The sequence below is a fragment of the Caloramator sp. E03 genome, from assembly GCF_006016075.1.
GTDB lineage: Bacteria > Bacillota > Clostridia > Clostridiales > Caloramatoraceae > Caloramator_B.
Window position 1 is genome coordinate 2581284 of the sequence record NZ_CP040093.1, and the last position, 12884, is coordinate 2594167.

Annotated in this window: 9 protein-coding genes; 8 read left to right on the forward strand and 1 reads right to left on the reverse strand. The window is 31.4% G+C overall.

Annotated features, from left to right (window positions below; genetic code table 11):
* Positions 1-101: 101 nt before the first annotated feature.
* From FDN13_RS12280 to FDN13_RS12290, 3 genes are all read left to right on the forward strand, one after another.
* Positions 102-4394 (forward strand): 2-hydroxyacyl-CoA dehydratase, encoded by a 4293-nt coding sequence (locus FDN13_RS12280; RefSeq protein WP_138980654.1) that lies wholly within the window; start codon positions 102-104, stop codon positions 4392-4394.
* Between the two features lie 21 nt (positions 4395-4415).
* Positions 4416-5033, forward strand: coding sequence for a HutD family protein (locus tag FDN13_RS12285; protein WP_138980655.1), 618 nt, complete (start codon positions 4416-4418; stop codon positions 5031-5033).
* A 403-nt stretch (positions 5034-5436) separates the two neighbouring features.
* Positions 5437-6057: a hypothetical protein gene (locus tag FDN13_RS12290; protein WP_138980656.1), complete on the forward strand. Its 621-nt coding sequence runs from the start codon at positions 5437-5439 to the stop codon at positions 6055-6057.
* Positions 6058-6238: 181 nt separating this feature from the next.
* Here FDN13_RS12290 and FDN13_RS12295 read toward each other — a convergent pair whose 3' ends face one another.
* Positions 6239-7786 carry a PucR family transcriptional regulator gene (locus FDN13_RS12295; RefSeq protein WP_138980657.1) on the reverse strand — a complete coding sequence of 516 codons (1548 nt, stop codon included), beginning with the start codon at positions 7784-7786 and terminating at the stop codon, positions 6239-6241.
* Positions 7787-8001: 215 nt separating this feature from the next.
* Here FDN13_RS12295 and FDN13_RS12300 point away from each other — a divergent pair, with 215 nt between their 5' ends.
* From FDN13_RS12300 to FDN13_RS12320, 5 genes are all read left to right on the forward strand, one after another.
* Positions 8002-9045, forward strand: a complete 1044-nt coding sequence (locus FDN13_RS12300; RefSeq protein WP_138980658.1) for a zinc-dependent alcohol dehydrogenase — start codon at positions 8002-8004, stop codon at positions 9043-9045.
* A 44-nt stretch (positions 9046-9089) separates the two neighbouring features.
* Positions 9090-9731 carry a nuclear transport factor 2 family protein gene (locus FDN13_RS12305; protein ID WP_138980659.1) on the forward strand — a complete coding sequence of 214 codons (642 nt, stop codon included), beginning with the start codon at positions 9090-9092 and terminating at the stop codon, positions 9729-9731.
* Between the two features lie 45 nt (positions 9732-9776).
* The gene (locus FDN13_RS12310) at positions 9777-10184 is read left to right on the forward strand and encodes a VOC family protein (RefSeq protein WP_138980660.1); all 408 of its coding nucleotides are present in this window, start codon (positions 9777-9779) and stop codon (positions 10182-10184) included.
* Between the two features lie 126 nt (positions 10185-10310).
* Entirely contained in the window at positions 10311-11618 is a 1308-nt protein-coding gene (locus FDN13_RS12315; protein WP_138980661.1) for an MFS transporter, read from the forward strand.
* Positions 11619-12053: 435 nt separating this feature from the next.
* Positions 12054-12875 (forward strand): acetyl-CoA hydrolase, encoded by an 822-nt coding sequence (locus FDN13_RS12320; RefSeq protein ID WP_138980662.1) that lies wholly within the window; start codon positions 12054-12056, stop codon positions 12873-12875.
* Positions 12876-12884 lie beyond the last annotated feature (9 nt).

Consider the following 12884-nt stretch of genomic DNA (forward strand, 5'->3'; position numbering starts at 1 on the left):
AAATTGTTTCCTTTTATGAGGGAACATTTTTTTATTGAATATTATAACCTTTAAGACAAAATTTATATTAAGGAGGCGAAATAGCCAAAGGCTATTTGGTTATGGAAAATGTACTTCATTTAGGACTTGATGCTGGTTCAACAACAGTTAAACTTGTAATATTAGATAGTAAAGGTAATATTTTATACAGCAGATACCAAAGGCATTTTTCTGATATTAAGAATATAATATCAGGTTTAATAAATGAGGCCTATAAGAATTTTAAAGGTTTTAATATAACAATAAATGTTACAGGTTCTGCAGGGCTTTCTGTATCAAAATGGCTTAAAGTTCCTTTTGTACAGGAAGTTATTGCAGCAACTAAAAGTGTTGAAAAGTATATACCTAAGACAGATGTTGCAATAGAGCTTGGAGGAGAAGATGCAAAGATTACTTATTTCAATGGAAGCATTGAACAGAGGATGAACGGTACCTGTGCAGGAGGTACAGGTGCATTCATTGATCAAATGGCAACGCTTCTTCAAACTGATGCTAGTGGGCTTAATGAGCTTGCGAAGGGATATAAGGTAATATATCCTATCGCAGCAAGGTGTGGAGTATTTGCTAAAACCGATATACAGCCTCTTTTAAATGAAGGAGCAGCAAAAGAGGATATTGCAGCATCTATATTTCAATCTGTAGTAAATCAGACAATAAGTGGACTTGCCTGTGGAAGACCGATAAGGGGAAGAATTGCCTTCCTTGGAGGTCCTCTTTACTTTTTATCGGAGCTTAGAAAAAGATTTATAGAAACACTTAACCTAAAAGAAGATGAGGTTATCTTCCCAGAAAACTCACAGCTTTTTGTTGCGTTAGGGGCAGCACTTTTATCTTTTGAGAATAATATAATTTCATTTAAAGAGTTAAGGGACAGGCTCCGCAATTTAAACACAATATCTGAGAAAGAAGTACAAAGGTTAAGACCTCTTTTTAAGGATGAAATAGAGTTAAAAGAATTTAAAGCAAGGCATGAAAAAAATAAAGTTAAAAGGGCAGACATAAAAAGTGCAAAGGGAAATTGCTTTCTTGGAATTGATGCTGGCTCTACTACAACGAAGGCTGTTTTAATAAATGATAATGGTGAGCTTTTGTATTCTCATTATGGAAGTAACGAAGGCAATCCATTAGGATCAACTATTAAGATATTAAAAGAGATATATAGTATAATGCCAAAGGATTTGAAAATAGCAAATTCTGCCGTAACCGGATATGGAGAAGGGCTTATAAAGTCTGCACTTTCTGTTGATATTGGGGAGATTGAAACAGTAGCTCATTATAAAGCTGCACAGTTTTTCCTGCCAGGGGTTGATTTTATACTGGATATAGGCGGCCAGGATATGAAATGCCTTAAAGTTAAAAATGGGGTTATAGAAAGCATAATGTTAAATGAGGCATGCTCTTCAGGATGCGGTTCTTTTATTGAAACTTTTGCAAATTCTCTTAATATGACGGTTGATGAGTTTGCTAATTCAGCTCTTTTAGCAGAAAATCCTGTTGATCTTGGTTCAAGGTGCACTGTATTTATGAATTCGAGGGTAAAGCAGGCTCAAAAAGAGGGAGCAACTGTTGGGGATATATCTGCAGGATTATCCTATTCAGTAATAAAAAATGCTCTTTTAAAGGTTATAAAGATAAGGGATCCAAAATTGCTTGGAAATAAAATAATACTTCAAGGTGGAACCTTTTATAATGATGCTGTTTTAAGAGCCTTTGAGATAATATCAGAAAGGGAAGCTGTAAGGCCTGATATTTCAGGACTTATGGGTGCCTTTGGGGCTGCTTTAATTGCAAAGGAGAATTTTAAAGAAGGATATGAAAGTACTCTTTTAAAGTTAGATGATATAAAAAGCTTTTCTACACAAATAGATATGAAAAGATGTGGACTTTGTACAAATAATTGCCTTCTTACTATTAATAAGTTTAGTGATGGAAGGGAGTTTATATCAGGCAACAGATGTGAGAGAGGTCAGAAGGGAATTGTTAAAAATAATAACCTTCCAAATCTTTTTAGATATAAGTATGCAAGAATATTTAATTATAAACCTCTTGATGAAAGTGAAGCTAAAAGAGGGACTATAGGTATACCAAGGGTTTTAAATATATATGAAAACTATCCTTTTTGGTTTACATTTTTTACAAGGCTTGGATTTAGAGTTGAACTATCTCCAGCTTCAACACGAAAAATATATGAGCTTGGAATAGAAACAATACCTTCAGAGTCAACCTGCTATCCTGCAAAGATAAGCCATGGCCATATTATGAGCCTTGTAAATAAAGGAATTAAGAACATATTTTATCCCTGTGTTCCTTACGAAAGAAAGGAATTTGAAGAAGCAGATAATCATTATAACTGCCCTATTGTTTCAACTTATGCTGAAGTTATAAGAAATAACATGGATATATTAAAAGAAAAGAATATAAACTTTATTAGCCCATTCCTTTCTCTTGATGATGAAAAGAAATTAAAAATAAGGCTTTATGAGGAATTTAAAGATTTTGGAATATCAAAAGATGAGATAAATGATGCAGTTGATGAGGCATTAACTGAAGTAGAAAGGGTAAATAATGATATAAGGAAAAAAGGTGAAGAAGCACTTAAATATATAAAAGAGAATAATATTAAAGCTATTGTCCTTGCAGGGCGTCCCTATCATATAGATCCTGAAATAAACCATGGAATTCATGAAATGATAAACAGCCTTGGAATGGCGGTTTTAACTGAAGATTCTATTTGTCATTTAGGAAATGTTGAAAGACCTTTGAGAGTTGTTGACCAGTGGATGTATCATTCAAGGTTATATGCAGCTGCAAGCTTTGTAGCAAAGCAAGACAATATTGAGCTTGTACAGTTAAATTCCTTTGGCTGTGGGCTTGATGCAATAACTACAGAGCAGGTTCAGGAAATACTTGAAGGTAACAATAAAATATATACTCTTTTAAAGATAGATGAAGTTAATAACCTTGCTGCAGCCAGGATAAGGATGCGCTCATTAAAGGCAGCTATGGAGGAGAGGGAAAAACAAAATATAAGACCTAAAAAAATAAATAATTCTTATAAAAGAGTAATATTTACAAAAGAGATGAAGGATAAACATACTATTATTGCACCACAGATGTCCCCAATACATTTTGATTTGCTTGTACATGCTTTTAGGGCAAGCGGATATAAACTTGAAGTATTGCCTTCAGTTGATAAGGATGCTGTTGAAGAAGGATTAAAATATGTAAATAATGATGCATGTTATCCTTCAATTATAGTTGTAGGTCAGATTATTGAAGCTTTAAAGTCAGGAAGGTATGATATTAATAATACTTCTGTTATGATAACCCAAACTGGTGGAGGATGCAGGGCAACAAACTATATAGGATTTTTAAGAAAGGCTTTAAAAGATTCAGGTTTTGGACATGTTCCTGTAGTATCTTTGAACCCAGGAGGGCTTGAAACAAACCCAGGTTTTAAAATTACCCCTTCACTTATTAATAAAAGTATGATAGCACTTGTGTATGGTGATCTTTTTCTAAACGTTTTACTTAGAGTTAGGCCTTATGAAAAAATTGCAGGTTCAGCAAACCTTTTATATGAAAAATGGAAAACTAAATGTATTGAGAATATTATATCAGGGAATTATTTTACTTTTACTAAAAATATAAAGGATATTGTAGATGATTTTGAAAATATAGAAATCAGAGATATTAAAAAACCAAGGGTTGGAATTGTAGGAGAGATACTTGTAAAGTATCATCCAACAGCCAATAATGAAGTGGTAAAGATAGTTGAAAGTGAAGGAGCAGAAGCAGTTGTTCCAGGACTAATTGATTTTCTTTTATATTCTGCTTATGATTTTAATTTTAAATATAGATATTTGTCAGGAACTAGGAAAGAGATGATATTATTTAATTCTCTTATTTTAGGAGCAGAGTTCTATAGAAAACCTATGAAGGAGGCACTGAAAAAAAGTACAAGATTTGAACCTCCAAAAAGAATTGATGAACTTGCAAAAAAAGCCTCTGAAATTCTTTCAATTGGAAACATGTGTGGAGAAGGATGGCTTCTTACGGCTGAAATGATTGAGCTTATTGAAAGTGGCGTGCCTAATATAATATGTATGCAGCCTTTTGCCTGTCTTCCAAACCATGTAACGGGTAAAGGAATGATAAAAGAAATTAAAAGAAGGTATAATAAGGCAAATATTGTGGCTGTTGATTATGATCCAGGAGCAAGTGAAGTAAATCAATTAAATAGAATAAAACTTATGCTTTCAGTTGCCTTTAAGAACATACATAAGGATGCAGAAATAGAAAAAAATAACGATATTAAAATTATAAATTATAATACCATACCTTTAGAAAGGTAGGAATTCAGAGGGGGACTAAGTTTGGGTTTTGAAGTTAAAATAATAAAAAGGGAAAATCAAATTACAGCAAAATCAAATGGTGGAATAACAAAGGAGATCTATATTTACCCTGAAAGCAGTAAATACAGTAATAGGGATTTTGTATGGAGCCTTAGTATATTTACTTTAGAAGAGGAAGAATTTATTTTTGAAGATCTTCCTAATTATGAAAGATATATAATGCCTATTAATGGACAGTTAAAGCTTGAACATAAAGGATATTATAGAACTAAATTAATGCCCTTTGAAAGTGATTGGTCTTTAGGAGAATGGATAACATACGGCAAGGGTAAATCTGTAAATTTTAGCCTTGTTCTTGCAAAGGGATTAAAAGGATGCATTGATTCTTTAAAGATAAAAGATGGTATTTATGTAGATGATATGATTTGGAATGGAGATAAAGAATTTAAAAGGGAAGCTAAAGCATTATATTGCTGTAATGAAGGATTTTCAGTTGAATTTAATAACTATCAGTATTCACTTAATGCTGGAGAGATGCTTTTGATTATAGGGGATAGTGTGAAAGGAAAAGAGCAGATTAAACTGTTTAGCTCTTGTGATGAGGTAATGATTGTAAAGGCAGAGGTGCTATTCAATTAAGTTTGTTACCAATATTGGCAGGCATTTTTAGAGTGCCTGTTCTTTTTTTGCAAAATATATATTTATAATCTATAAATTGGCATAAAAATTGCATTATTATTTGTGTTAGCAAATAAGACTAAATTGTTTTATAAAATAATTTTATTCTTCAAAGATTATAAATTTATACATTTTATTATCTACAAGATTTTGATATTCTATTAATTAATGGTTTATTATAATAGAAAAAATATATTGAATAATAAATTATGCCAAAAACTTGTTCCTTTATTTTATGGATATAGCATAATTGTTTGCCATAAAAATGGGAACATGTTATATAAAAAAATTATAATTATTAATGGTTTATGTTAAAAGTATATTTAAACTTTTGACACTACTAAATATAAAAGGAGGAGTTATAGTGAAAACAAAATTAGTACAAGATGCAATGGGAACACACTTGGATTGGGAGCATGAAGGAATCACTCCTAAGATGATTGATTGGTTTTGGAGCAATATGGAAAAGGGTTTTCTTTTATGGCATCCAGACCAGCATGAACCATTAACCTGGGCAGTACCACCAAAGCATGGTAACCCAATAGGCTCAATACATATAGCACCTCAAACATGGTCTGATGGTACAAGGCAAAATCTTTATATAAGATTTGAGGATCTTGCCAATATACCAGCAGAAGTTAAGGAATATATAGTATATGAACACTGTGTTGTTGTAGCTGGCCTTGGATTTGGTCCTGAAAGCATGAAAAATACAGAACCTATGGGATATCGTATACATCAGTGGCAGAAAACTGATTATGGTGTTGTTGGAAGATCATCAGCGATTGGTATGAAAAAGAAAGAAAAACCAGAAGAGGGCCTTATATGGGCAAAACATTGTGAGGAAGAGATAGGAAATTGGGGAGTGTTTTTACCACAGCTATATAATTTATATAAAGTTGTTAAAAATACTGACTATAACCCTTTTGCAGATCTCACAGTTGAAGGTAAAGGAAAGGATTTGAGATATAAATATATTAAATAAAAATAGTTATAGTATTACAATAGAGTTTTTTAACCTAATTAGCGAAAGAAGTTGCAACTTCTATATGCGGGGTCAGTGCACAGGTAAGAGTTAATATTAAAATTGGGTAGGTAACAGAATATATTACCTACCCAAAATTTTCAAAAGGATATATTTAATAATAAATAGTTTTTTTATCATCCTAATCTATTGACTGGAACTCACCAAGATATTCTAAAACTTTAAATGAATTATATAAAAGAGAAATTGTCTTTCCATCATCTAAATTGATATTTAACATGTTTTGAATTTTTTCAATACGAAATCTCATAGTATTGTGGTGTATGAATAGTTTTTTAGCAGACAAACACATATTTAATCCAGATTCTAAATAAGTAAATAAAGTTAATGTATATTTTGTGTGATTTTTATTATCAAATTCAATTAAGTTTAATAAAGGCGGATAGCAAAGTTCTTTTATGTCGATTTCATTAATACATAAACTTAAAGCATGATAAATTGCATATTCTTCGTATAAATAAACTGAATTTTTTCTTTTTAAGTGTTCCGCAGAATCAATTGCAGCTAAACATTGCCTTAAGTATTTTTTTAAATTATCAATTTTGTTAAAATTTATGCTTATACCACACTTTAGCATATATTTAGAAGCAATTGCTTCAAGACTTTCAATAAATTTTTTATTTATCACTTCTTCGTTATTAGATTCAATAATTAAAGCTATGCCATCGTTAAATATAACCGATTTTGAATTGCAAATCTCTGCATCCAAAACGTTTTTAATATAAACAAGAGGAATATTAAAATTATCTTTTTGATTATATACAAAATATAGCAATCTAAGATTCTTTTTTGGAAGCCAGCCTAATGTTTTTAACTTTTCTTCAATAGTTAAAGGATCATTAAGCTCGTTATTCAATAATCTAATTATAAAATGTTCATGTAGTTCTCCCTTTGTATTATGAAAGAAATTGTTTTTGTTTAATTCATAAGAGATAATTTTACCTAAATATTCTGTAAGTTCAAGGTCTGAATCTAAAAATGGCCTGACTCCCTCATTTAAAGCTACATGTCCAACTATTTTTCCATCTATATAAATGTTTGTCATAAGTATCCTGTTTTTATAGAATGAAGGATGAATAATAATTGGGCTGGAACTTTTAAATACTTTTTCAATATATTTTCCTACTTTAAGCTGTGCAATATTTTTATAAGTATTAAATCCTTGTTTTATATGATCGGTCCATTCGGGATCGTCTACTTCAGGCCCATTTGTATAGGCAATTAAGGTAAAAATAGTATCTATGACATGGATTGGATTGGTTAATAATTTTTGACCAATATTTAGTATTTCCAATATTCCTTTATTATCAAATAATGCTTGAAGTAGTTGAACAGACCATTCAATATAAATATTTATTATGTTATTAATTGTATTATAGATTTTAAATATATCATCATTGCTTATAAGAAAAATTATTGTTCCACAAATATCAAAATCCGGAAGTTCATCTTGGCATTCAGGCAAAACAATTATGAAATTTCCCTGAGGTTTTAATAAAATTATATCTTTAAAATCAGAAAAATTCCCAATATATAAACAATCAGATTCAAATACTGATTGCTTTTTTTCTATTAATTTAGCAAATTTTATTGAAGTATTATTTAGCTTTTTAATAACAAAATTATAATCGCTTAGTTTATCTAATATCATTTGAATACTTATATTCATTGATATTACCTCTATTAAAATTAATAAAATAAAACATTAGTATAGCCTAATTTTATAATTTTATATTATACATGTCAATTGTTTGCAATTGTGAAAATATAAAAATATTAATGAAAAAAATTAATTTTTATAACAATGATATTATAATTGCGTTGTGATAAATTAAGATTAATTCAGACAATTTTGAAATTTATAATGGAAAAGGAGATGAAAATGTGAATACTCTGTATGCTGTTGCAGAATATGGGAAGGTAGTTTTGAAAGAAAAAGAAATCCCAGATCCAGGACCGGGACAGTTATTGCTTGAGGCTGAATTTAGTTCTTTAAGTCCAGGAACTGAACATGATTTAATGGCTGGACATATTCTACCTTTACCACAAAACATTGGCTATAGTATGGCTGCACGTGTAATAAAGGTTGGAGAAGGCGTTACTGATTATAAAGTAGGTGACCAAGTTGTAACTACTGGTCAACATGCTCAGTATTTGTTAATGGATGCACATAATGTTACTCCAGCACCTAAAGGGGTTGATATGGAACAGGCTGCATTTTTTAACTTAGCACATACAGGTATGTATGCCGTAAGAAGAACAAAAATCCAGTTAGGTGAGCCAGTTGTTGTTATGGGACAAGGGTTAGTTGGTGCTATAGCTGCTCAATTGGCAAAGCTTGCTGGTGCATTACCTGTCATTGTTACTGATTTAGATGACAGGCGCCTTGAAATTGCAAAAAAGATGGGTGTTCATTATGCTATCAATCCTAAAACTAATCCTAACGATTTAAAAAATGTTATTGATAGTTTAGGGACAAATGGTGTTCCAGTAGTCATTGAAGCAACAGGTGCTCGTCAACCATTAGAAGAGGCTTTTGAAATTGTTTCAGAACGAGGAAGGGTAATGATGTTGTCGCAAGCACACGGTAATGATGCACCTAAATATGATCATAACCTTATGATGAAGGGGGCTACACTAATTGGTGGATATATCAATTCTAAGCCTTTTGCTTTAAGACGTTATGATTTAATGATAAAGGAACAATGGCCGCCAGTAATATCAGATAATTCATCACGATACGTAAATTCTGATGTTTGGACAAGTGATGAGGATATAAGGGTAATATTGAACTTAATAAAATATGGTTCACTAAATTTGAAACCATTGATAACTCATCGTTTTAGTGTTGAACAAATTTCAGAAGCTTATGATTTGGTATGGAGAAAAGATACAAGCTTAATAGGCGGTGTAATTTGTTGGAAATAAAAAATTATGAATTAAACATTAACTGTTTAGGAGGAGGATTATAAATGGATATAAAATCGCTTGAGTTAAAAGTTTTAAAAAGTGAAGCATATCAAAAAATACAAAATGTTATGGGAAGATATGCTTATATGCTTACAGCATGTAAATATGATGATATATGTGAGCTTTTTACTAAGAGAGAAGATGTAAGAGTTGAAATGAACTGGGGCGTATATGAGGGATATGAAGGGGTAATAAGATGTTACGCCAAATATCATAAAAATGAAGTTGTAGGACCTGGAACAATGGCTGTACATGCTTTATCAACTCCTGTTATTGAAATTGCCGATGATTTGCAGACAGCAAAAGCTGTTTGGATATCACCAGGTCATATTACAGGAGGAATGTTTTCTAAAGATAAAAAGATAAAGGCTCACTGGGCTTGGATGAGATATGGCTGTGATTTTGTAAATGAAGATGGTGAATGGAAAATATGGCATCTTCATGTATATGGATTATTCATGACTCCATTTGATAAAAGTTGGGTAGAAATTGGAGATGCTCATGAAATAGAAGAATTTCCACCGGAGTATGCTCCAGACAGGCCGCCGACATATTCATGGGCATATAGTCCAACAAGGACAACAGAATATGTCCCTGCACCTCCAAAACCATATTCAACCTTTGACCCTAATGATGCATATTGATAAATTCTGTTTGCATTAAAAAATGAATAAGAAAGAGTGAAGAAGATGAAGAAAATATACAAACCATTACATGTTGGTATAAGTGTTTATGACATAGATGAAGCAATAAAGTGGTATGAAAAAAATCTGGATTTTGAGGTTGTTAAGGATTTCTATGTTCCGGTGCTTAAAGCTCGTATTGCATTTATTAGAAATGGAAATTTTGAAATTGAACTCTTTGAATATGATAAGCCAAAACCTATTCCACAGGAGAGGTTAATCCCAGATTTGGATTTACAAACAGTTGGAACTAAGCATATAGCTTTAGAAGTAGATGACATGAAATGCGTAAAAGAAAAATTTTTAGCAAATAACGTGGATATTGTTCATGAAGTAATAATGGAAGGCGATTTAGTAATGTTTATTAGAGATAATTCTGGAGTTTTAATTGAGCTTATTCAAAAGAAACAGTAATAATTAAGGTATTTTGAGGCAAGAATATTTTTCAAACTTGTAGTGCAATTTTATTATCTTCAATAATTGTAAATATATAAAAACACTTGATTTAAAAAATTAAATTTTAAAAATGAGGGTGAAAAAATGTTTAAAAATAAAAAGTTTGCACGTTATTCAATTATATTTATGATTTTAGGTGTAATTTACATGTTTTTCTACTCAGGCTTGCAGAATGACCATATAAATATTTTGCAGCCATATTTAAAAAGTACTTATGGCTGGACAGATTTGCAAATTACAAACCCTGTAACTTATGGAAGCATTGTTGTTATAGTATTTTATTTACTTTGTGGAACTGCATTTGTTAAATTTGGAGTTAGGAAATTCATGGTTCCATGTATGATAGTTTTAGGTTTAGCATGTATTGGTTTAGCTTTGGCAGGAGATAACTATATTGTTTATGCAATTAGTTTATTTGTAGTTCGTGTTTTAGTTGTTCCACTACAAATGGGTGGCTTTATGTTATGCGCTAACTGGTTTATAAAATATCGTGGTCGTGTTATGGGAGTAATTACAGCAGGAAGCCCACTATTTTCTGTTGTTGGTATTAATGTTTTAACAAGACTTGCAAACAGCGTTGGAATTAGATCTTCATATATTGTTATAGGTATAATTATTTGTTTAATAGCTGTTTTAACTGCAGTATTTATGAAGGATAAGCCAGAAGATGCCGGACTCTATCCAGATGGTTCAGACACTCCTCCAGTTTCTGAAGGAGCTGAAGAATCTGAAGATGTTACATTTAAAGAAATTATTACTGATAAACGTGCATGGCAGTTAATAATTTCTTATGGAATATTGCAATTCGTAATTAATGCTATGATGGCTTATATGGCGGTACGTTATATTTCTCTAAGTACTGAAAATGATATTCCTAATCTTTTTGTATCAAAAGCAATTGTGTATTTATCAATAGGCGCTATTCTTGGTATACCAATGAGCTATGTTTTAGGGTGGATTGATGATAAGTTAGGTTCAATGAAAGCTTCTTTAATATTGAATATATTATTCCTTTTTGCAGTTGTTCCTTTGGCAATTATGCCAAAAGGAGGTAATACAGTATTAATGCTTATATGGGCCTTTGGAGTTGCTTGTATGACTGGTGGATTACCAACAATGCATCCTTGTGTTACATCTTATGTTTATGGCCGTAAGAAGTATCAAGCTGCTAACAGGTGGATTATGACAATTCAGGCAATACCATTTGCATTCTCTGTTGCTTACATGGCTGCAATGAACCAGATTGGAAAGCTTACAGAGGCATATTATGGATTATTAATACTACTTGCAATATCCTTTATTACGATTTTAACTATGTTAAAGATTCCAGATGCTAATGAAGCAGACCGTGACTATATCAAGGAAAATAAGACTTCTTCTTATCAAGCTTAGTAGAAAAACTGACATAATAAGTTTTAAGGTTATTTAAACAAAGCAACTTAAAAGCCTCAAAATACCTTTTTATTTAAAAAAACGGTAGTTAATGGAGGTTAGTGATATATTCCAATTAACTGCCGTTGAATTATTGTATTTTAAGACAAAGAATAATTTATTATGTTAGTAAAATGCACATTGAAAATTAAAAATATAAATTTTAAAATATTAAAAAAGATTGATACAAAATCGATTCTTGCTGATACAATATTGTATCAGCAAGAATCGATTAAATTCAAATCTTTTTATAGGATCGAATTAGCTGATACGATTTCGTATCAGCTCAAGCTAATAAGCTATAGCTTAATAGTTATAATATCAGAAAATTCATCATTTACTTTTGGCATGTAAATTGCTTAATTTATAGGCATAAATGTAGAAGGAGGATTAATCATGCAAGTTAATCTGATGAGAAGTATCATACTCAATTGTGTGAGGGAAGAGAATGATTTACCAGCTGCATACCGTTGGCTTTATAAGTATCATGTTGCAGACAGCATATCACAATTTGCACCCTATGTATCTAAATATGCAACTTATAGAGCTTTACCTGTTCCACCAGATGGAGAAGATTTTGGCACATACAATTGGATTATGACAGAACATTATTGGCTTATTAATCCTTTTGAGAATATAGCATCAAACATGCCAAGAGGACTTGCTTTTTCAGAATATTATACTCCAGAATTCTTAGAAATAACAAATCAGCCACCACAAGCTGAATTAAGATCAAGGGAATGGGTTGGAAGCAGAAATGGATATCATCCTATAGTATTTAGTTTTATACCTTTGTTTTGGGAAAATGATTTTAAAGGAAGTCAAAGAACAATAGAGGATGGTCCAAACTATAGATGGCTTATCGTATTTAAGTATCCAGAATGCATTACAAGAGAAGAAGGAGATGACTGGTTCATAAATGTACTTGCTCCACAAATTGCAGAGCTTAAAGAGGTAAACAGGTTTGTTAGCAGTGCAGTTTTAAAAGAACCTCAAACCTCACCATTCCATAGAGTTGCTGAGATATGGTTTGATGATAGTAAAGCATGGCATAGGGCTATTGTGGAAAATAAACATAAGTTTACAAAACCAGGCTGGGCACAATATGGACAGTTCCCATTCATGGAGCCCTATAAAGATTTTGTAGGGATTTTCTTGCTTGATAGACCTGAATCTGATCACCTACAACAATTTAGAGGCTACATAACAACAAGATAAAAATTATAT